Origin of the sequence: Snodgrassella alvi (assembly GCF_040741455.2) — a bacterium.
GTDB lineage: Bacteria > Pseudomonadota > Gammaproteobacteria > Burkholderiales > Neisseriaceae > Snodgrassella > Snodgrassella alvi_E.
This window is the reverse complement of record NZ_CP160328.2, coordinates 2,159,685-2,182,009: the sequence shown is the minus strand read 5'-3', so window position 1 is coordinate 2,182,009 and position 22,325 is coordinate 2,159,685. Positions and strand designations below refer to the sequence as shown.

Sequence of the window (22,325 nt, the reverse complement as noted above, 5' to 3'; positions counted from 1 at the left end):
CAATTCAGTACACTATTCATTTTCAGATTCAACCTGAGCACAATGATTACACAAGAACAATGTCAGCAATGGGATGCCAGCGACAAACTGGCAGCATTTAAAACCCAGTTTGAATTACCACAAGGGATAATCTATCTGGATGGAAATTCTCTCGGCGCAAAGCCCCGTCAGTCCTCAGAGCGAGCACAGTCTGTAATTAATCAACAATGGGGCACAGACCTCATTAACAGCTGGAACAAAGCCGGCTGGTGGGATTTGCCGCTGCGGCTTGGCAACAAAATCGGCCAGCTCATAGGAGCTAAAGAAAATGAAACCGTCGTTACAGATACCACCAGCCTTAATCTTTTTAAAGTACTGGCAGCCGCGGTCGATATTCAGCAGCAAAAAGACAACCGCCGTAAAATCATCATAGCCGAACGTGATTCCTTCCCCACAGATATCTACATGATTGAAGGATTCATGGCGCTGATTAATCAGGGCTATCAACTCCAATTAGTCGATACACCGGCAGATCTGGCCGAAAGCATTAATCAGCATACTGCCGTAGTTGTGCTGTCACATGTCAATTATCGTACCGGCTACCTGCACGATATGGCATCCACCAATGAACTTGTGCATAGTCATGGTGCCCTGCTTATTTGGGACTTATGTCATTCCATCGGTGCCGTACCCATTGATTTAAATAGTAGTAATAGCGACTTTGCCATCGGCTGTACCTACAAATACCTTAATGGTGGCCCTGGTGCACCTGCCATGCTATGGGTACATCATCGCTATCAAACCGCATTCAGCCAGCCATTATCAGGCTGGTGGGGACACGAAAAACCGTTTGATATGGCAGTCAGCTATACACCTGCCGACAACATTCGTCGTTACCTCTGCGGTACACAGCCAATTGTCTCTATGAGCCTTATAGAGTGTGGCATTGATATCTTCCTCCAAACTGATATGCAAGCCGTACGACACAAATCACTGCAACTGACCGATTTACTCATCAACCTCACTGAGCAGGAATGTGCCGGCCTTGGACTTACCTTGATTACCCCGCGCAAACATGAGCATCGCGGCAGTCACGTTAGCCTACGCCATCCACATGGTTATGCCATTGTACAGGCTCTGATTGCCCGCGGGGTAATTGGTGACTATCGCGAACCCGAAGTAATCAGGCTCGGCGTCACACCGCTATACCTGAGCTATACCGATATCTGGCAGGCTGTTCAGCATTTGAAACAAGTATTGATCAATCAGGAATGGGCACAGCCTAAGTTTCATATACGTGGACAAGTAACCTGATAGACCGTTCTTTCATTCAGTCAGCTAAAAGCCGAGCGTGAATCTTCTGCTCGGCTTGTGCATCTCATCCTGAGGAAAAAAGATGAGCAATTTCGAGCGTATACAGTCGCGGGAAACCGGCCTGCATAAAAAACTATCTGCCAGCCAGATGAGCATGATTGCCATTGGCGGTGCCATTGGTACCGGCTTGTTTTTAGGCAGCAAATTTGCTATCGGCTTTGCCGGCCCTGCAGTAATTATCAGCTATACCCTTGGCGGACTAATTGCATTGGCACTTATGGGCTGTCTGGCAGAAATGACCGTCCAGCACCCCACATCCGGCTCATTTGGCGCTTATGCTGAATTCTATCTGCACCCACTGGCCGGCTTTCTGGTACGCTACAGTTACTGGGCTTGCATCGTATTAGCCGTGGGTACAGAAGTCACCGCCATTGCCGAATACATGAAATTCTGGTTTCCGCAAGTAGATTCTTGGGTATGGATAGCCCTGTTTTCCTGCTGTTTGATTGGCGTCAATGCTTACAGTGTTAAAGCATTTGGTTCAGTAGAGTACTGGTTCTCAACCATCAAAATATTTGCCATCACAGTATTCATTTTGCTGGCAGTAGCTGTATTGGTATCGCAAGGCAGTATCATCCGCATTGAGCACAATCTGTTTGGCAATGGCTTTGCCCCGCACGGATTTTCGGGTATTTGGACAGGAGTGATTATTTCGATATTCAGCTATCTGGGCATCGAAATGATTGCCATTGCCGCCGGAGAAGCCACTCACCCCGAGCAAGCTGTAAAAACAGCTTTCAAAGGTACACTAGCGCGACTGTTGATTTTCTACTTACTTGCACTCAGTCTGATAGTAATGCTGGTACCATGGCAGGAACTAATCAAAACAGGTAGTACCAGCCCCTTTGTAACTGTCATGCAAAACGTCGGCATTCCTTATGCAGACAGCATCCTTAATTTTATTGTTATCGTGGCTGCACTTTCCGCAATGAATAGCATGCTCTACATCGCCACACGTATGATGTTCAGCCTGTCTCGCGCCAACGAAGCACCACAAATACTCGGTAAAGTAAAAAGCAACGGTGTGCCATTGAATGCGCTGGCTTTATCTTCCGCGGGAATTGCTGTAGCGGCTCTGGTATATATGTTTAAACCAGAAAGCGCTTTTCCAGTAATGATAGCATTATCTATGTTTGGTGCTTTATTCAGTTGGGGAGCCGTATTTTTGACCCATCTGTGTTTTCGTATCCGCATGCAGAGACAGCATCAGACACTAAAATTTCGTGTACCCGGATTTCCTTATATTACACTGGCCGGTTTAATATCCATCATCAGTATTCTGATAACAACATGGTTTACACCGATTTTCCACGCCACTCTTCTATTTGGTCTTCCTTTTCTAGTGTGCTTAGTACTAACCTATCTCATTCAGGCATGTCATAAAAAAAACACAGCAAAGTAACCCTTTCTTATTCAAATACAAAAGCAGCTTCGAGGCCTTACTCTGAAGCTGCTTTTATATTTCTTAAACATTACCACATATTATTACAAATAGATAAAATATAATTTTCTTAATATACTAAATCAAAATATGCTTTTCAAAGGCAATATAATGAATAATATTTGCACATTTATCTAAAAAATTGTCATTACTACTTCAGCACAAACTTATCATTTATTCAAAATATATAATTCGACTATTTATTTTATGAGAAAATAGAATCAATAAATATATGACGAAAATATATACCGAATAAATATCAACTAAAGTTTCACAATCATGAGTAGAGTATTATTCAGTCAGCTTAAAACACTCCTTCAAATATATTAAAAGATTTGGATTTCTTCACCCGGTGTAAATAATAAGCCGGATTGGCAAGTACCATTGAGCTAAACATATTTACAAAAATTATAATCGAATTTTTTCCACCAATAGCAGAAAGAAAAGCATCAATAAATATTAAGAGAAACAACAAGACAATAGCTTTCCGCCACATGCCTGTACATAAAAAATACAGTGGACCGAAAAATAATGAACCTATATTATTTGCTAATATAAAACGCTTACCCATAGGTAAAGCTTTAAATGCCTCTTTAAATCTTGATGCATTTTTACGTTCAGGCAAACCATTTTCTTCATAAAATTCAAATCTGAATTGCCAAGCTTTGCTTAAACCCCAATTAGAAAAAGCAAAATTTTTCTGACTATTATCATCCATCGTTTCACCTAAAACTATTGTTAAAAAAATAGAATTTTCATTACATTTAATAACGGATAATATTTCAATTTAACCAATTTTTCAATCTATCCTATTATTTTATTTACTGATATTTGAAATTTTGATTCAAAAATAGTCATATTTATATTTTAGAAGATAATAACTCTTGCCTCTGCCATTATCTGCATCAAACATGAAAAAATTCAATTCATAGCCATTAATACAAATAGCATCACTCAGCAATATATTGAAATCAAAAAATTACTTAGACATAAAAAAGCTGCCTTAAATAAGGCAGCTTAGACTAAAAAATCCTATTACTGATTCATCGTAAGTAACAAATGATTCATACGTTTCACAAATGCAGCCGGATTTTCCAGCTTACCGCCCTCAGCCAACAGTGCCTGGTCATAAACCAGTTCAGCCAACTCGTTACGCTGAGCTTCGTCTTGTTCCACAGCAATTTTCTTAATCAGCGGATGTTCGGGGTTAATTTCCAGCGTAGGTTTCGTATGCGGAATTTGTCCGGCAGCACCCGAAGCCTCAAGCATGCGTGCAAGATGCTGGCTCATATCATGCTCACCTACTACCAAACAGGCTGGACTATCTGTCAGCCGTGCAGTTGCCCGCACAGCTTCCACCTTATCGCCCAGTACAGTCTTGATCTGTTCTACCAATTCTTTATTGTCTTCTTCGGTTTTTGCCTGTGCCGCTTTTTCTTCCTCATCGGCCAAATTACCCAGATCCAGTGATCCTTTGGCCACACTCACCAGAGCCTTACCATCAAATTCCGGCAGACTATTCACTACCCATTCATCCACACGGTCAGTCAGTAGTAATACCTCAACACCTTTTTTCAGGAAGATTTCCAAATGTGGACTGTTTTTTGCTGCGGCATAACTATCGGCGGTAATGTAATAAATCTTTTCCTGACCTTCCTTCATGCGGCCAATATAATCAGCTAGTGAAACATTTTGCTCACTACTATCATTATGGGTGGAAGCAAAACGACACAAACCAGCAATCTTTTCCTTATTACTGAAATCTTCAGCAATACCTTCTTTCAGCGTATTCCCGAATACCTGCCAGAATTCAGTATATTTTTCCGGCTGGTTTTTCTTCAAATCTTCAAGTAACGACAAAACTTTTTTCACACTACCTGCACGAATCGCATCCAGATCACGGCTTTCCTGCAGAATTTCACGTGATACATTCAGTGGTAGATCACTGCTGTCTATCACGCCACGGATAAAACGCAAATAAGAAGGCATTAGCTTTTTTGCGTCATCCATAATAAATACACGTTTCACATACAACTGCACCCCATGCTTGGGTTCACGTTCATATAAATCAAATGGTGCATGTTTAGGGATATACAGCAAACCCGTATACTCATGCCGGCCTTCTACCCGAAAATGAGTCCATGCCAACGCATCATCATAATCATGTGAAACATGACGATAAAATGTCTGATACTGCTCATCACTGATTTCATTTTTCGGGCGTTGCCACAGCGCCTGCGCCTGATTCACCACCTCCAGCTCATCAGATGGTTTTACATTACCTTCTTCATCATATTCCGGTGCTTTTTTCATATAAATCGGCACAGAAATGTGGTCACTGTAAGTCGTCACAATGCGACGCAAAGTCCAGTCAGACAGCAAATCCTTCTCATCTTCTTTCAGATGTAAAATCACATCAGTACCACGAGAAGCTTTGCTAATCGGCTCAACAGTAAATTCACCGTCACCGGCACTTACCCAGCGCACCCCTTCATTTTCAGCCACACCAGCTTTACGACTTTCAACAGTTACGCTGTGGGCCACAATGAAAGCAGAATAAAAGCCCACACCAAACTGGCCAATCAAATTGGCATCTTTCTTATCATCACCTGTCAGCTTTTCCAAAAACGCTTTGGTACCCGATTTGGCAATCGTACCCAGATGCTCGATCACATCTGCTTCACTCATACCAATACCATTATCAGAAACCGTAATCGTTTTGGCTTCCGCATCCGCAGTTACCGTGATTCTGAATTCAGCATCATCACCGAGCAAAGAAGCATCATTCAATGATTCAAAGCGCAACTTATCACAGGCATCGGCCGCATTGGAAATCAGCTCCCGCAAAAAAATCTCTTTATTACTGTACAAAGAGTGAATCATCAGCTGTAACAACTGTTTAACTTCAGTCTGAAAACTGTGTGTTTGTTTCATAATTGTTCTCGAATTAACCAAAAATAATTGTTGTTAGATAAAAATAAGGGCAGCCCGATTCAGTTTCAAGCCAAACAGCTAATCAAATCCGCAGCAATCTAAAGTATAAAATTCCACGGTTCACAAACAGAAAATACCCCTGTACTCGTTTCACACAAAACTAATTGCTACAATATCACCTTTACACAAGTCTACTTAAACAGACACAACATCATGAACACACATCACTGTCTGCCTGATACAAGGGCATTTCCAACTGATCCAGTCAAAAACGACCTGCTCATGCATGCAGCCAGCTTGGCCAACCCAACATCCAAAGCACAGACCACCCTTGCCCGCGAAAGTCTGCATGTAGAAATCAGCCGCATGCTGGCCCAAAACCATTACACCAACCTCGCCGTAGCCTTGTCCATGGCAGCCAGCAGCAAGATATACAACATCCTCTGGGAAAGCCTAGAAAACGTCTTACAGGCACACACACCCACAGAAGTACAATGGCTCGCACTGCCTGTCATCGTTGTAGGTGGAGCCAAAGAAAATATACGTCTTCCCGACACTATCCCAGTAACTGCCATAGCTGAAATCTTTAAAAACCAACCATGGACAGATGCTTGGCAAACCATTCACTGGGCACCTCATCTCATTAATGACACCACTCTGACCCACATCAAGGCCAGTCAATGGTTCGCTGCCAAGCAAAATCCACAAAGCGCTGCAGAATTTCTCAGTCAGCTGCCGCACACCCCGCTTATAGTGGAAACGGGCCAGTCAGTACAAGTATTTTACGCACTTGGCTTTGCCGGCTCAGACATCCTACCAGCCCTCGGCCATCAGCTAGCAGATACCGCCCTACCCCTGATGCAGGTTTGGCAAACCCATCTAGCCAGTGCCGGAGCCACATTATTTACTAATCCGCTGCCACCGCAATCACCACTCAATGCCTTACGCAGCGGCAGTGCTATGCGTTTGCGTATGGCGTGTGATGTATTTACCACCAATGCCATCCGTTCTATTCGCTTGCAAAGCCCGCGCGTGGGCGTGGTTATCGCAGCACAAGATGGTGGCAATATCCTGTTTGGATTCAACGCTACCGACAGCGCATTCGAACTTCAGCCGCAGATTTTCCGCTGGCCGCTTACTCAAGCGGATGATATCGATACCATCGTACAAAATTTCATAGATTTACTGGCCGAATGCCATGTTGAAAACATCCACCTACTGCATGAGCCCATCAGTGCGCAAGCACAACTACCCAGCTATGCCCAATCCATCAACATGATCGGGCATAATCCACTATTTCCGCGGAGCCACTGACATGCCGGTCACCAAAGTATTATTTGTCTGTTTAGGTAACATCTGCCGTTCACCCATGGCCGAACATATCCTGCGCAAACTCGTAGCAGAAAAAGGGCTGAGTGAACAAATTGAAATAGCCAGTGCCGGTACATCCGGCTGGCACAACGGCGAAGACATGCATCAAGGCACAAAACAAATTCTCAGTGTTCATAATATCAACAGCGATGGATTTCAAAGCAGCGAGGTCAGGCCAGAAGATATCGCCATTTACGATCATATCATCGCCATGGATGACAAAAATCTACATGATTTAGCCCGTATTTTCGGCGATAGCCGTCCAGACAAAGTTTACAAAATTACCGACTTGCTACCAGAAAGTGAATACGATTATGTCCCCGATCCCTATTTCAGCGGCAATTTTAGCGAAACCTACACCATCATCCATGCAGGCTGCATTGCATGGTTAAATCATTGGCAACGCCAACATATACAAAAACTCTAGCTTGCTTCATCTCAATACAAACCATAGAGCAGCCTACTCAATAAAAAAGCAATATGGTAAAATTAATACCATATTTCAATTATTTGATGGCGTTAAAACCTGCCAAAGCCAAAAGCTTTGGCATTGTTTTGATACATAAAATCATCATAGAAACAAGGATTTTAAAATGGCAGGACACAGCAAGTGGGCCAATATCCAGCATCGTAAAGGGCGTCAGGATGCCAAACGCGGCAAAATCTTCACCCGCCTGATTAAAGAAATTACCATTGCCGCCAGACTAGGTGGTGGTGATCCATCAGCCAATCCGCGTCTGCGTCTGGCAATGGACAAAGCCACCGATGCCAACATGCCTAAAGACAATATTCAGCGTGCCATAGACAAAGGCACTGGCAATCTCGAAGGTGTCGAATATGTAGAACTGCGCTATGAAGGGTATGGTACAGGTGGTGCTGCAGTGATGGTAGACTGCCTCACCGACAACAAAACCCGTACCGTAGCCGATGTACGCCATGCCTTTACCAAGCACGGCGGCAATCTGGGTACAGATGGTTCTGTAGCCTTTCAGTTTGCTCATCAGGGCTATTTACTCTTTAGCCCCGACGTTGATGAAGATAGCCTCATGGAAGCCGCCCTCGAAGCCGGTGCGGATGATGTCATCATACAGGAAGACGGTTCAAAAGAAGTCATTACAGAGCCTTATCAGTACAGCAGCATCAAAGAAGCTCTCGAACAAGCAGGATTTCATGCTGCTGACGGCGAAGTCACCATGCGTCCGGTCAACGAAACGGTACTAGAAGGTGAAGAGGCAGAAAAAATGCAACGCTTACTTGACGCTCTCGAAGATCTCGACGACGTTCAGAACGTCTACACCACCGCGGTACTGGAAACCGAATAAAGCCAAACGGACTGCTATCCAGTCCGTTTTTTCTTACCTCCCCTCAACAGGCACAAAACGCTCAGATTCATGCAAGCCACTACCCAATTTTTTCAAACTGCTTCTGCCGGAGAATGTGCCGAAGTTCTCGATTTTTGGTTAAATGAATGCAGCATAGATGAAGCACCGGATACAGCAACCATACAGCAATGGCAACAGCTATTTTTACAGCGCGGCAATAAATTCATTCGCCTAGCATCTTTGTGCCAGCAATGGCTCAGCGAAGCAGAATCCCGATGAAAGCTACCATTTATTTCAACAAATGGCTGCTCATTGCCATCGTGTGGTTTCTAGCTAGCATTTATTTTCTGTTTTTCAAATCCAGCGGCACTCCTGTGCCTATTCCACAGTTCGATAAAATCTGCCACTTCGGCCTGTTTTTTGGCCAATTCTGGTTAATGGCCAAAGCCTGTTTCAGTGCTGGTTTCACCATACCCCAACGTCTGCTTCTCATCAGCGCCATTATCTGGGCAGCCACCAGCGAAGTCATTCAAGCACTGTTTACCACCCGCAATGGCGATATAATGGATGCCATTGCCGACCTTAGCGGTGCCATACTCGCACTATGGCTGGCTCAACAAATACAAACTGCTCGCCGCAACGGCAGCAGGGAGAAATACTAATAATGGATACTGACATCAACGTTTACCGGCAGCGACGCCAACATGTACTTAGTCAAATTGGCGAAGATGGAGTGGCTATTATTTTTGCCGCACCCGAACAAAGACGCAGTAACGACACCGAATACCCTTACCGACAGGATAGCTATTTTCATTATCTCACCGGTTTTCCCGAACCTGGTTCAGCCCTGATTCTCAACGGGCGCGAGCACAGCGCTACCTTACTGTGCCACAACAAAGACCCCGGACATGAAATCTGGAATGGTTTCCGCTATGGCTACAGCGCTGCGCGCGAAGTATTTGCGTTTGATTGCGCCGATGACATCGGCCAGTGGCCGGCTTACCTCAAAAAAGCCCTGTCCGGCCATCGCCACCTGTTTGCCCTCTGGGGACTCTATCACGACAATGATTCTAAAGTGCAGGAATTATGGTATGAAATTGCTCGCATAGCTAATTACCGCAAAACCAACGGCAGTACAATCGCACCTGAGAGCATGGTGAATCTTGCCACCATACTCGACCCTATGCGCCTAATAAAAGATGAGCACGAACAAAAAATCATGCGCATCGCTACCGAAATCAGCGCACAAGCACACATACGAGCCATGCAGACCACACGTCCGGGGCAATTCGAGTATCAGGTAGAAGCAGAAATCCTGCACGAATTCATGCAGCGCGGAGCACGTTTTCCCTCCTACAACAGCATCGTAGCCGGTGGCAAAAACGCCTGCTGTCTTCATTACGTCAGCAATAATTGCCAGCTTAAGCCAAATGAGCTACTTATGATTGACGCCGGTGCTGAGTATCAAATGTACGCCGGCGACATTAGCCGTACCTTTCCCATAAACGGCCGTTTTACAAGTGCTCAAAAAGATGTTTACGACATCGTACTGGCGGTGAATCAAGCCAGCATAGCTTCCACAGTCAAACAAGCAAACTGGCAAACTATCAGCACTGCGGCTATCCAAATGCTTACTCAAGGACTAATCGATCTAGGCTTACTGCATGGCAGTCTGGAACAAAACATCGAAGCGCAGACTTACCGCCGTTTTTACATGCATGGCCTTGGCCACTGGCTAGGTCTAGATGTTCATGATGTGGGTGGCCGTTTCGATAATCAAGAACAACCCATACTACTACAGCCAGGCATGGTCACCACTATAGAGCCCGGTTTGTACATCAGCGCCGCAGATGATATACCAAAAGCATTTCACAATATAGGCATCCGCATCGAAGACAACGTATTGGTAACGGAAAACGGCAATGAAGTCCTCACTGCCTCCGTACCCAAAACCATTCCTGAAATTGAAGCGTTAATGCAACATTAACTTAGCATCTCAGATACATCAGCGTATAAAAAAGCAGCCAGTTATTGAACTGGCTGCTTTTTTCAGCTTAAAGCATTAATGATTGATTTGTCGCGCTGCCAGCTCCTGCTGAGCTGTGGCAACCACATTACTGCCAAACAAAGCATTGACATCCGCTTCATCAAATACATAACGTTCATGACAGAAATCACAGTTCACCTCTACACTGCCTTGCTCAGCTACAGCTTCACCCACCTCTTGTCCTCCCAGCAATAATAACATATCGCTAACCTTGCCACGCGAACAAGTACAGGCAAACTCCACATTTTGCGGTGAAAACAGCCGTACATCATGTTCATGAAACAGGCGAAAAAGTAAAGTCTGCACATCCAAATTTAACAACTCATCCGCTGTCAGAGTTTCTGCCAGAGCACACAATTCAGCCCAGCTATCATCATTGATATCTTGTTCAGGCAGCCTCTGCAATAACAACCCACCTGCCTTTGATTCATCTGCGGCCAGCGTAATATGCGTGGCCAGCTGCTCAGAACGCGCCATATAATTCATCAGCATCTGTGCAATACTGTTTCCGGCTAGCTCCACTATACCCTGCCAAGATTCACCCTGAGCTGGCTGTAAAGTCAGCACAAACATACCGCCCTCACCCAGCAAATCCACGAGCGACATATTTTCATCGATTTTTGCAGACTCATCCCAGCGTGCTGTAGCTCGGCAGGTAGCAGCTGATGTAGCTTCAGCAACGAGCATCTTCAGCACACCTTTACCCTGCACCTGTACAATCAGATTACCATCAAACTTCAGATTGCTCGCCAGCAGCACCGCTGCAACAGTCAGCTCACCCAAAGCACGGTGAATCGCCTTAGGATAAGCCTTATTCTCTGCTACATGCTGCCATACTTCTTGCAAATTCATATGCAGACCACGCACCGGACAATCATCAAACACAAATCGTGTTAACTGATCCGCCGATATCAACTTAGTTTCTGCCATCATCAAAACCCCGACAAAATAAAGAATTAATATGGCTGCTACTACATAAAAATCAAGTTACATACCTCAATACAAACAATCTGCAAAACTCATTTTTTTAAGCAAACATCAGTTTGCCTCACAACCTTTAAAACCATCACATATACACTTATAAAAAAATCTTCTCCCATTCCTAAATCAAAAATAATAAGTTTAAACTGAAAAAATCAATTTTAAATAATCTTAAATAGATATAAATCTTAAAAACATAAATTCAATTAACACATACTTTAAAATATTTAATTCAGAATTAACCTTAGCACTAACAAACATCCATACCAATAGATAGTAAAAATTCATTAGAAATATTAATAGAAACACAATAAAAAATTAAATATTTCAATATACTAATCCATAATATAACTTGATGGAATAAAACATTTGTGTTATTTTAACAATTCATAACACCAATTAAACACCTATACCTATGAAAAACGAATTGGAGAACGCAATAGAATTTCGTCCAAAATTACCCAAGTCTCATCGGGTATAGACTAACCAACACTCATTTAAAAATTCAGCATAAAAACAGCTGAAATCATTTCTCCCAAGCAACGCAGATATCAGGAAATAATTATGTCCGACATACAAAATACAACAGAAATGAACACCATTATCTTATCTGAAGACAATTGCTATCAGCCAGATCGGCAGTGGAAAAGTGATCGTTATATATTTCAGGGCAGCCAAGGTAAACAGTTTATCCTTTCAGACTGGGGTATTTCTGAATTACCTTTTTTAAATCAATGTAATGAACTTGTACTAAAAGGCGCAAAGGCTTCAGATATTGTATTCACTCGCGAAGATGACGATTTAATCATCCATCCTTATGGCAACGCAGACAGCATCAGGCTACCGAGTTATTTTTTGAGCCCCCTGTACCGTGCATTCACTATTATCTCTGAAGATAAAATACTAGATGTGGTGGATGTAGCCTTAGGCGTGGCACAACAGACGGGCCAAAATGTAGCAGAAATTCTGAATCAACTCAAACAGGGGGAAGTAGAATCTGCTTCAGTGGAAGGGGATACATTAGGCCAATGGCCACTTAATAATACTGTGCCTGCTACCCACTTAATTGGAGGCAAAGGTAACGATACATTATATGGCTTAGGGAGCTATAGCATTCTTGAGGGTGGAGATGGTGATGATTATATAAGCGTTGAAAACTCAGAATATACTTTCATAAATGGTGGAAAGGGTAATGACTATATAAAGACCACTGCCCGAAACAGCTTATGTTTATTCGAAAAAGGTCATGGGCAGGATATTGTTGATGCTGCAGCATACGACAATTATGATTTTAAATACATGAATGAATTTGTATTTAAGGGTGCATCTGCTGATCAAGTACAGTTTATTCAACAAGGAGATAATCTCCTTGTTAAAGCTTATGGCAATGAAGATGTTGTCACTATTTTGAATTTCTTTATTTATGAAAAGGACGATTTCAAATTTACTTTTGATGATCGCTCATTAACCGCTAAAGATATTCCGGCCGATATCAAAGTTATACCTGCCATTGATACCAGCTCTGACAATGTAGCACTTGATGATAATGACCCAAGGCAATATGACGATCTGGTTTTAACTGGCACCGCTGGAGAAGATTTCTTATACGGAAGAAAAGGAAACGATATTCTGACTGGCGGCAGTAATACTGATAGCCTAATGGGTGGCGATGGAAATGATATTTTAGATGGTGGCAGCAACAATGATTATCTGGATGGCGGAAACGGAGATGATATTCTGATTGGTGGTACCGGCAACGATATGCTTTCCGGCGGTACTGGCAACGATACATATATTTTTGGCGCCAAACACGGAATGGATTCTATCTATGAATCTGAGTTTTTAGATGGAGAAATGAATACTCTAAATTTCACCGAATATAACAGTAATGAGCTTTGGTTCAATTTATTCCAAGGCCAGCTAACCATTACACATATTGGTTCATGTGATCAGGTAGTGGTAAGTATGTGGGGAGACTATTCTAACTCTGACCATTACAATATTGTTACTGCTGATGGCAAACAGATAGGAGCCAGCCAAATTAAACAACTGGTTGATGCTATGGCTACATTTGACACAGCTCATGGGATTGATCGTCATGATTATAACAATCAAGCAAACTTATTATTATCAGCTGATATGGTTAGCCAGATGCAGCAATTTACCCAACAATCCCAAGTTTCTTCCATGTGGGGATAAATAGTTACACGTATTTTGTTCAATCACACCTGCCATTTCCATAATGGCAGGTTAATTTATTGCTACCAAAATCTCGGTGTAGATACTAAAAATGATGAGATGTTAGCAAATAATAGTAATAAATATCCTGATAGATGGTACACGTATGATTAGCTATATAAAAGTTCAGGAGCTAATCACTATTTCTTTGCCTTTAATCATAGACAAATTCACTAGAGCGGCATAAAGAAGTAGATTATATTAGTAAGCTGATTAGTTTTATTACTTAACAGTATTGCTATTAAGTTATATTTATATCTGATTACACATCAAAACAAATAAAACACCGTTATTTCCAGATATCTCAAATCCAAATCAGCCTTAGTCTTTGCCATTTTTACAGTATTCTTCTTTTTTCTAGTTATATAAATCAGAATTAACAGTGAATATCTATAGCCTTAAAACTAATATAAAATTACAAGAATAGATATATATTTTTTTGTATCATCTAAATTTTATGCTAATTTATCCAGCAATATGACCGGAGACATCAGTATGAGAAATTTATTAATAACGTATACTAAAACTGTCTGCTTATCTGGCCTACTTTTGCTTACAGGGTGTTCTGATAATAATAAAGATAATGCAGCCAAACACCAAACCATACCTTTCGTCAATCAAGACCGGTTTGGCCGCTTTGATTCCATCGGTAATCTGGGGGGTAAACCGGTCAGTATTCCCAGTGGCGTTCTTTATACTGAAGTGAGCTATATTGGTGCCACAGAAAATTTTGATCAAAGCAGTATAAATAAGCAACCGCCTATTACCTATCAGATGCCTATAAAAGAATTAGATTTTGATTATCGACTAACCGATGGTGCAGTAAAAAGCAAAAACGAACAAACTGATAGTGATTATAAACAAGATATCAAAATCTTAATTCCAAAGGCCAAGCATTTTCCATGGGGTTATACTAATGTATATAACTTATTCAGCCCCAATCAACCAAGAACTTTCAACCAGTGGTTTAATAATATTCTGAAATCGACAAAAGAAACTTGGAATTTTGAATATTTCAAACAGGCAAATAAAATATTTGGCTTAACCTATTATCAGGCCAATAACGGTATAAACCCTAAAACCAATCAACCATGGGAAGATAATATTATCGGAAATGATTTATATATTTATCAGGATTCAAATAATGACATTAAAACCCTAATCCTTTGCGATACGGTCGGTCAGATAAAATATTGTAAGCATGATTTTTTCATCAAAAATTTTCCGGTAAAAGTCAGTATTAGTTACGACCGTACCTATCTCAAGTTATGGCAACAAACCGAAAAAAATATCGCTGCCATACTGGATAGCTGGGTGGTGACTAATGATGGCAAATTAATTAAAAAACAGGCAGGCAAGGTATAAATTGAAACAGATGCATACCCTTTATACCACTAATTGAAGTAATGATTTTTGGAACAATGCATGTAATATTGATACAACCTCATTCAGCCAATTTGCCATTTTTTAAAAGAAATTCCGGTTTGCTTGCTATTTTACGCTAATTATATTCAGTAGATAGCATATATATTAAAAACATAATAATCCATTTAGCGTTAATATTTTATTACATTAGTTAATTTTTGTGTATATTTTTGTTTGCATTATCTTAAAATTATGCTAATTTGTACTTTAGTCTGATAGGAGACATCAGTATGAGAAATTTATTGATTTCGTATGCTAAAGCTGTCTGTTTAACTGGCCTGCTTTTGCTGTCTGGCTGTTCTGATAAGGATAAAGACAAAGCCAAACAGCAGCCGGTACCTTTCATTAATCAGGACCGATTTGGCCGCTATGATTCCATTGGTAATCTGGGCGGTAAACCAGTCAGTATTCCTGACGGCGTAGTACTTCACTGGGTACGTTATGTTGGAGACCCTGGTGATTTTGATGCCAGCAAAAAAGCACAAGAATACAAACGTCCGCCTATTACCTATCAGCTACCCATTAAAAGCTTTGGTTTGTTTTATCGCCTTACTGATGGTGCGCTGATGAGCTATAAAGAACAAACCGAAATAGATTATTTGCATGATAATAAAACTTTAATTCCTGAAGGTAAGCCCTTTCCGTGGGGACATACGATTGTTTATAATTTAGTAAGTCCTAAGCAATTCAAAAATTATAATCATAGGTTTAAAAATATTTTAAAATCGTCAAAAGAAAGCTGGGATTTTGAATATTCTAAGCAGCCTAATAAAGTATTTGGCTTAACCTATTTCCATGCCAATAACGGTATAGACCCCAGTACCAATCAGCCATGGACTGATAATATTGCAGGACGGGATCTCTATATCTATCGAGATGCTAATAATAACATTAAAACCCTTATCCTTTGCGATATTGTTGGTCAAGTACGATCTTGTCATCATGATTTTTTTGTTAGTAATTTTCCAGTAAAAGTTAGTATAAATTATGACCGGCTCTATCTGAAACTATGGCAGCAAACCGAAAAAAATTTCGCTGCCATTCTGGATAGCTGGGTAGTCACTAATGATGGCAAATTAATTAAAAAGCAGGCTGGCAAGGTATAAATCTAAAAGATGCATACCCTTTACACCACTGACTGCAGAAATTATTTTTAGAACAATACATGCATAACTGATATAACCTCATTCAGCCAATTTGCCATTTTTTAAGAGAAATTCCGGTTTGCTTGCTATTTTACGCTAAATATATTCGGTAGATTGCATATATATTAAAACGTAATAATCTATTTAGAGTTAATCTTTAATTACATTAGTTAATTTTTGTGTATGTTTTTGTTTGCATTATCCTAAAATTATGCTAATTTATATGTTAGTCGGTTAGAAGACATCAGTATGAGAAATTTATTGATATCGTATGCTAAAGCTGTCTGTTTAACTGGCCTGTTTTTGCTGTCTGACTGTTCTGATAAGGATAAAGACAAAGCCAAACAGCAACCGGTACCTTTCATTAATCAGGACCGATTTGACCGCTATGATTCCATTGGTAATTTGGGCGGTAAACCAGTCAGCATTCCCGGTGGTGTGGTATCTACTTGGGTGCGCTACGTCGGTGATCCCGGAGATTTTGATGCCATCAGAAAAGCCAGAAAATATAAGCGCCCACCTATTACTTATCAGCTACCAATCGAAAGTTTTGGATTTGTATATCGCCTTACCGATGGCGCAGTTTTAAGCAGGAAAGAACAAACTGATATTGATTATATGCATGATAACAAAACTTTGATTCGTATAGGTCAGCCTTTTCCATGGGGTGATACCATTGTTTATAATTTATATGGCCCTGAACAACTTAAAACTTATGATTATAGGTTTAAAAATATTATTGAATCGACAAAAGAAAACTGGAATTTTGAATATTCTAAACAAAAGAATAAGGTATTTGGCTTAACCTATTACCAAGCCAATAACGGTATAGACCCCAGTACCAATCAGCCATGGACAGATAATATTGCAGGACGTGATCTGTATATCTATCGGGATGCAAATAATAACATTAAAACCCTTATCCTTTGCGATATTGTTGATCAAGTGAAACTTTGTGAACATGATTTTTTTATTAGTGATTTTCAAGTAAAGGTCAATATGAATTATAACCGTACCTATCTCAAACTATGGCAGCAAACTGAAAGAAATATCGCTTCCATACTGGATAGCTGGGTGGTGACTAATGAAGGCAAACTAATTAAGAAACAGGCAGGTAAGTAAAATTTCCCGACTACGGGATGATATGTATTATTAACTATTGATGAAAGGGGATGAAATATGTCTCAGCCAGCGCTATTAACCAAACAAGAACTTGATGCATGGAGTAAAAAAATCAAAACTGGAAATTTAGCTGCTATCGGCGAAGTGTATCAGGCACTGCGGGATAAGGGCTATGATTATGCCGGCTGGGCAATTGGCGTAGCCACCGGCGACAGCATCACCGGCAATGGGGCGCTGGCATTTATGCAAGCAGTAGCCAAAGATAATAAACAGGTCCTTACACAAGCAAGAGTGGATAGCGTGCGCCGCGATATGGCTTTGGGTTATTTAGATATTTTGCAAAAAAAACTAGATGATGGAGAAGGTAGCGAAGATATTGACTATGAAGAAATGTTTGATTTTCACTCAGAAGTTTTTAAAAATAATAACCTTGATATTAGCTACTGGACACTGTATGCCCCGATGTCAATTATCCAGAAGAATGCTTCAATCACCCGAGCTGACGGAACCATGATTAAAGGTGTTCAGGTTGCTAAAAATATGTGGGAAAACATTCGTAAAACCAAAGGAGAAGTTGTCAGTGGCGGGTCGATAGTAAGTTTAGAGCTGTACAATATTATGCTGGATGCCAAGAATGGCTATATTTATGTAGATAAATCCACAGGGAATGTAGTTTCCAGAAAAACAATCATTCGCACATTTACTTATTCACTTAGCCTATCTACAGGGGTGCTGGGCGAGATACTAAACAAGCCTGAGTTACCTGAACTGATAGCAGATAAGCTTGGTTTTAAAAAAATTGCCATTTCTGGCAAGGAACAACAGCAGGCACTGAAATGGTGTCGCGATACGGATATCGTAGCCGCAGGAATGGGGATAAGCGCAGAAGCGCTGGAACATAATGTGTTCAGTTTATCCAGCCATAGCTGGTATGATAAATATACCTCGCCGGAAAATAAGCTTACTGGGGAATTTTTCAGCAATAGCCACACTTCTACAACGACCAAACAACAATTAAAAAATAACTGGATACTGGCTGGCGGTGCAGCTGTAACCAAATGGATTATGGCCGCCGTACTGAATAAAAGTATCCTCAATAGCCATGATGCACTGATATCTTCGATTAATGACCAGAATTTTCTGGAAAAAGGGCTGGAGTTTGTATTTGATTCTCAATCAGGGCACCGGCAGCCGGTAAACGGCATTAAAGATGAATATGAATTCAAATATCAGCTGGACTGGATAGAAGGTGCACCTGAATCAGTACTTGATTTACTGCAAAGGTTGACCAAACAGGGTGAGACAGAAAAAGTGTCTCTCTATCTGAATGCGTTGGAAAAGCTGAATCCGGTGGTAGTACTGAATCCTGATTTTGTACCTGAGCAACGTACGCTGGCACAAATGGGTGAAGATTGGGTAAAAATACGCTGCTGGCTGCTGCAGGAATTTCGCTATGCTCAGGCTTCTGAATTCAATCAGTATGTGGATAAGCAATTCGATTATGATGGATTTCACGATTTCTTCTCTGAGCGGCCGCGCTATCAACAGCTAAAAACCTTTGTGCAATCTATACGCAAGAGTTATGGTTTTTCTGATAATGATGCCATTATGTTTAAAGATGGGGTATCCGGCCAGAGCTGGAGCACAAATCCTCAAGCCAATACTTCTGTGCATCAGGTGGTGATGCTGGCAGACAATGAAAATGGTGTTGCCCAAGGCGGAGCGGCTTCAGATGTATTGGTTGGGGGTAATGGTAATGACCAAATGATAGGTGGCGGCGGTAATGATATCTTGATTGGTGGTGCTGGGTCTGATGCTTATTACTTCAATAGTGGTGACGGGCAGGATCGTATTATTGATAGTGACGGAAATGGTGATGTTTATTTGAATAATAAGCATTTTTCTTCCTATCAGTGGATAAAAAAAGAGCTGAATCTGTGGCAGACTAAAGATAATAAATGGCAGGTATGGCTGAATGAAGAAGGCGATTTATGTATTCAATCGCTAATTAATGATAAAGATATACTTACCATCAGCGGATGGAGCAAGCAAAGTGGAAACCAGCTTGGCATTCATTTACCTGCCATGGCCACACCACCAGATAAAGACAGAAAAAAATTTATGGGTGATTCTCGGCCGAAAATAATTCATGTAGAAGGCTATTTTGATGAAGATTTGCTACCTTACAAAGGTACTTATCATAAGGATTGGGATAATCGCGCCTCAGATGGCCGTATTATCAATGGCCTAGATGAAAAAGGATTTGAAGATGTGATTTTCGGTAGCGCCAAGAATGATGAAATCTGGGGCATGGCTGGAGGCGATGCCATAGACGGCAATGCCGGTGACGATGTGATTTATGGTGGCGATGGTACGGATTTGCTCACTGGCGGTGGTGGCTCGGACACGATAAAAGGTGGAGCTGGAGATGATTTTATTTTAGCCAACAATCATTTATCTATATCTGAACGGCACTCACCGAAAGAGCGTTGGAAAATGCCGGCTTCGGGTAAGAAACTTATTTATGCTGGCCCCAACTGGGGTGTTTATCTTGATAAAAATGATACTCAGATTCTGAGTGGTGTCACTTCAAGTATAAATGAAACTTCATCAATCTCAGCCGATGCTAGCTACAATGGTGATTTTTTATATGGCGGTGATGGCAATGATTATATTCTTGGCGGTAATCTGAATGATTATATTGAGGGTGATTCCGCAGCGCCGGACAGTACTGAGTGCGGTAATGATACGGTATATGGAATGGCAGGTAATGATTATATTATCGGCGGTAAAGGAAATGATATTTTATATGGCGATGGTATTATCTTACCTGGCTATCTGAATTATGTTTCCCTTTATGAGCATGGAGATGACCGTATCGATGGCGGCGAAGGCGCTGATGAGATTATTGGCGGTGGTGGAAATGACGTGATTATTGGTGGCGATGGCAACGACAAACTGTATGGCGATTTCATTCCAGAATCAATATATCAAATGGCACCTGCTAGATATCATGGCAACGATACTATTTACGGTGGTAGCGGCAATGACTATATTTTGGGTGGGGGTGGAGACGATTTTCTTTTTGGCGGCGATGATGACGACACTATCTACGGCGATTATTATTCTGGCACTAATTTAGATGTGTATTTTCAAGGTAATGATCATATCTGGGGAGATGCTGGTATGGATAGGCTCTATGGTGGCTATGGTGAAGATGTGATTTATGGTGGCGATGATAATGATTTCATTTATGGCGGCCAGGGAAATGATACGCTTTATGGGGACGATGGTCATGATCTTATTTATGGAGATGATGATCAAAACAACGAAATAAAAGGTAACGACTATATTGATGGCGGCGCTGGCTCAGACACTTTGGTCGGTGGCGGCGGAGATGACTGGATTTATGGTGGTAAAGGTGATGACGAAATATATGGTGATGAACATGTACCCTTTGCAAATGAAGACAGCTCTATAAATGGTTCCGATCATCTCTACGGTGAAGATGGTGATGATTTAATTGATGGTGGATATGGTGATGATGTAGTTGATGGCGGAGAGGGAAATGACAGGCTCTACGGTGGAGGTGGAAATGATTATATTTATGGTGGTAATGGTAACGATGTGATAGTCGGAGATTTCCTAAATATTACTGGCTGGATAATATCTAATAATAAATTAGAACCGCTTTATTTAATGACCAAGAATATGAAATATACAGGCGATGATGTCATTTACGGTGGCGATGGTGATGACAAAATATATGGCGACCTTCACACTGAATCAGAGCTTTCGGTAGGAAATGATATTTTATATGGCGAAGGTGGAAATGATTATATCAATGGTGGATACGGGAATGACTATCTGGACGGCGGCACTGGTGATGACAAACTAATAGGCAGTGATGGTAACGATGTGATTTATGGTGGTGATGGAAATGATATTATTTATGGCGACAGTGAAAAACCTGTAGATGATAATACAAGCCGTACCACCGGTAATGATATGCTTTATGGCGGGAATGGTAATGATTTCATCAGTGGTGGTAAAGGTGATGATAACCTCCAAGGTGATGATGGAGATGATCAGTTATACGGCGGTGAAGGCAACGATAACTTATATGGCGGCGCCGGTAACGATATACTGAAAGGTGGCAAAGGTAATGATTATCTGAATGGCGGTTTAGGAGATGATTATTACATTGTGGAAAATGGAGACGGAATCACAACCATTGATGATCATAATGGCTTGTCTTATATTAAAGTGGACAACTTAAAATCGCTTTCTTTTACTGCTTATAAAGATGGGATAATGGTTAAAAACAAGGTGAATGGCGATGCTATTTATCTGGTTGGCTATGATATTAAAAACAAGAAAAAAGATTCAGATTTAGCGAATATCATTTTTACAGAAGATGGTAAGCAAGGTAAGACCTTATTAAATCTGATTACTAAGAAAAAAACGCTTAGCCCTGTCCCACAGAATGAAGCGATCAGTAGTGCTATTCAGAGCCGCCAGATAAATGCTATAGACGATAGTTTGCTGCGAGATTCAGATGATTCTTACAGTAATACTTCAGGGTTGGAACAACAATATTTCAACTGGCCGGATATAAGCACGATGCTTCCAGATGCTGGTTTTTTGAGTGACAATGATGCATATGATATGGTGGCAGAAAATACATTTGCAGCAGCGATCAGCAAACCAGTAAAGGATGTAGCAGTAACTGCAAGCGCTGACTATGAGGTTTTTAATCATGCGACGGCGGCTTTACTTAATCAGGCCATTGCCAGCATGGATAAAGGATTTGCTATTGCTGGTGTGGCGTGTTCTTCAGCTGAATATAAAGCTTTTACTTCTTCTGCTGAGATTTTATCTGCCTCATCAGTACTATAAAAGTCAGTGTCTAGTCTTGTAAGTCTACAAGTAAGCCTGTAACCACA

At 41.2% G+C, this 22,325-nt stretch carries 16 protein-coding genes; 13 read left to right on the top strand and 3 right to left on the bottom strand.

Annotated features, from left to right (window positions below):
• Positions 1-42: 42 nt before the first annotated feature.
• A complete protein-coding gene (gene kynU, locus ABU615_RS09740) occupies positions 43-1,293 on the top strand; it encodes a kynureninase (RefSeq protein ID WP_370388920.1) in 1,251 nt (416 codons plus the stop codon).
• A gap of 82 nt (positions 1,294-1,375) precedes the next feature.
• Entirely contained in the window at positions 1,376-2,755 is a 1,380-nt protein-coding gene (locus ABU615_RS09735) for an amino acid permease (RefSeq protein WP_370388919.1), read from the top strand.
• Positions 2,756-3,098: 343 nt separating this feature from the next.
• Here ABU615_RS09735 and ABU615_RS09730 read toward each other — a convergent pair whose 3' ends face one another.
• Both ABU615_RS09730 and htpG read right to left on the bottom strand, forming a co-directional pair.
• Positions 3,099-3,512, bottom strand: coding sequence for a DUF2628 domain-containing protein (locus ABU615_RS09730; RefSeq protein WP_367489010.1), 414 nt, complete (start codon positions 3,510-3,512; stop codon positions 3,099-3,101).
• 317 nt (positions 3,513-3,829) lie between these two features.
• Positions 3,830-5,728, bottom strand: a complete 1,899-nt coding sequence (gene htpG, locus ABU615_RS09725) for a molecular chaperone HtpG (RefSeq protein WP_370388918.1) — start codon at positions 5,726-5,728, stop codon at positions 3,830-3,832.
• Positions 5,729-5,941: 213 nt separating this feature from the next.
• On the opposite strand from htpG, the gene ABU615_RS09720 reads away from it, so the two are divergent.
• The 6 genes from ABU615_RS09720 (at position 5,942) to ABU615_RS09695 (ending at position 10,408) form a co-directional block, all read left to right on the top strand.
• A complete protein-coding gene (locus tag ABU615_RS09720) occupies positions 5,942-7,042 on the top strand; it encodes a conjugal transfer protein (protein WP_367418160.1) in 1,101 nt (366 codons plus the stop codon).
• 1 nt (position 7,043) lies between these two features.
• A complete protein-coding gene (locus ABU615_RS09715) occupies positions 7,044-7,526 on the top strand; it encodes a low molecular weight protein-tyrosine-phosphatase (RefSeq protein ID WP_370388917.1) in 483 nt (160 codons plus the stop codon).
• Between the two features lie 166 nt (positions 7,527-7,692).
• The gene (locus tag ABU615_RS09710; RefSeq protein WP_100139871.1) at positions 7,693-8,421 is read left to right on the top strand and encodes a YebC/PmpR family DNA-binding transcriptional regulator; all 729 of its coding nucleotides are present in this window, start codon (positions 7,693-7,695) and stop codon (positions 8,419-8,421) included.
• Positions 8,422-8,490: 69 nt separating this feature from the next.
• A complete protein-coding gene (locus ABU615_RS09705) occupies positions 8,491-8,700 on the top strand; it encodes a dioxygenase (protein ID WP_100139870.1) in 210 nt (69 codons plus the stop codon).
• A complete protein-coding gene (locus tag ABU615_RS09700; RefSeq protein ID WP_267408164.1) occupies positions 8,697-9,083 on the top strand; it encodes a VanZ family protein in 387 nt (128 codons plus the stop codon). The genes ABU615_RS09705 and ABU615_RS09700 overlap by 4 nt, the downstream gene beginning before the upstream one ends.
• 2 nt (positions 9,084-9,085) lie before the next feature.
• Complete coding sequence (locus ABU615_RS09695; protein ID WP_370388916.1) at positions 9,086-10,408, top strand: aminopeptidase P N-terminal domain-containing protein; 1,323 nt, start codon at positions 9,086-9,088, stop codon at positions 10,406-10,408.
• Positions 10,409-10,483: 75 nt separating this feature from the next.
• Here the strand turns inward: ABU615_RS09695 and hslO are convergent, their stop codons facing one another.
• On the bottom strand, positions 10,484-11,398 hold the full coding sequence (gene hslO / locus ABU615_RS09690; RefSeq protein ID WP_267408373.1) for an Hsp33 family molecular chaperone HslO: 915 nt from the start codon (positions 11,396-11,398) through the stop codon (positions 10,484-10,486).
• A 615-nt stretch (positions 11,399-12,013) separates the two neighbouring features.
• Here hslO and ABU615_RS09685 point away from each other — a divergent pair.
• The 5 genes from ABU615_RS09685 (at position 12,014) to ABU615_RS09665 (ending at position 22,278) form a co-directional block, all read left to right on the top strand.
• Positions 12,014-13,648: a calcium-binding protein gene (locus tag ABU615_RS09685; RefSeq protein WP_267390018.1), complete on the top strand. Its 1,635-nt coding sequence runs from the start codon at positions 12,014-12,016 to the stop codon at positions 13,646-13,648.
• Between the two features lie 534 nt (positions 13,649-14,182).
• Complete coding sequence (locus ABU615_RS09680; RefSeq protein WP_367489021.1) at positions 14,183-15,052, top strand: hypothetical protein; 870 nt, start codon at positions 14,183-14,185, stop codon at positions 15,050-15,052.
• A 290-nt stretch (positions 15,053-15,342) separates the two neighbouring features.
• Positions 15,343-16,218: a hypothetical protein gene (locus ABU615_RS09675; RefSeq protein ID WP_370388915.1), complete on the top strand. Its 876-nt coding sequence runs from the start codon at positions 15,343-15,345 to the stop codon at positions 16,216-16,218.
• 288 nt (positions 16,219-16,506) lie between these two features.
• Positions 16,507-17,379, top strand: coding sequence for a hypothetical protein (locus ABU615_RS09670; protein WP_370388914.1), 873 nt, complete (start codon positions 16,507-16,509; stop codon positions 17,377-17,379).
• A 57-nt stretch (positions 17,380-17,436) separates the two neighbouring features.
• Positions 17,437-22,278: a hypothetical protein gene (locus tag ABU615_RS09665; protein ID WP_370388913.1), complete on the top strand. Its 4,842-nt coding sequence runs from the start codon at positions 17,437-17,439 to the stop codon at positions 22,276-22,278.
• The last annotated feature ends 47 nt before the right edge of the window (positions 22,279-22,325 follow it).

Excerpts from the sequence above, each read along its gene's own strand:
- kynU (WP_370388920.1), top strand. The coding sequence starts at position 43 with ATGATTACACAAGAACAATGTCAGCAATGGGATGCCAGCGACAAACTG.
- ABU615_RS09735 (WP_370388919.1), top strand. The coding sequence starts at position 1,376 with ATGAGCAATTTCGAGCGTATACAGTCGCGGGAAACCGGCCTGCATAAA.
- ABU615_RS09730 (WP_367489010.1), bottom strand. The coding sequence starts at position 3,512 with ATGGATGATAATAGTCAGAAAAATTTTGCTTTTTCTAATTGGGGTTTA.
- htpG (WP_370388918.1), bottom strand. The coding sequence starts at position 5,728 with ATGAAACAAACACACAGTTTTCAGACTGAAGTTAAACAGTTGTTACAG.
- ABU615_RS09720 (WP_367418160.1), top strand. The coding sequence starts at position 5,942 with ATGAACACACATCACTGTCTGCCTGATACAAGGGCATTTCCAACTGAT.
- ABU615_RS09715 (WP_370388917.1), top strand. The coding sequence starts at position 7,044 with ATGCCGGTCACCAAAGTATTATTTGTCTGTTTAGGTAACATCTGCCGT.
- ABU615_RS09710 (WP_100139871.1), top strand. The coding sequence starts at position 7,693 with ATGGCAGGACACAGCAAGTGGGCCAATATCCAGCATCGTAAAGGGCGT.
- ABU615_RS09705 (WP_100139870.1), top strand. The coding sequence starts at position 8,491 with ATGCAAGCCACTACCCAATTTTTTCAAACTGCTTCTGCCGGAGAATGT.
- ABU615_RS09700 (WP_267408164.1), top strand. The coding sequence starts at position 8,697 with ATGAAAGCTACCATTTATTTCAACAAATGGCTGCTCATTGCCATCGTG.
- ABU615_RS09695 (WP_370388916.1), top strand. The coding sequence starts at position 9,086 with ATGGATACTGACATCAACGTTTACCGGCAGCGACGCCAACATGTACTT.
- hslO (WP_267408373.1), bottom strand. The coding sequence starts at position 11,398 with ATGGCAGAAACTAAGTTGATATCGGCGGATCAGTTAACACGATTTGTG.
- ABU615_RS09685 (WP_267390018.1), top strand. The coding sequence starts at position 12,014 with ATGTCCGACATACAAAATACAACAGAAATGAACACCATTATCTTATCT.
- ABU615_RS09680 (WP_367489021.1), top strand. The coding sequence starts at position 14,183 with ATGAGAAATTTATTAATAACGTATACTAAAACTGTCTGCTTATCTGGC.
- ABU615_RS09675 (WP_370388915.1), top strand. The coding sequence starts at position 15,343 with ATGAGAAATTTATTGATTTCGTATGCTAAAGCTGTCTGTTTAACTGGC.
- ABU615_RS09670 (WP_370388914.1), top strand. The coding sequence starts at position 16,507 with ATGAGAAATTTATTGATATCGTATGCTAAAGCTGTCTGTTTAACTGGC.
- ABU615_RS09665 (WP_370388913.1), top strand. The coding sequence starts at position 17,437 with ATGTCTCAGCCAGCGCTATTAACCAAACAAGAACTTGATGCATGGAGT.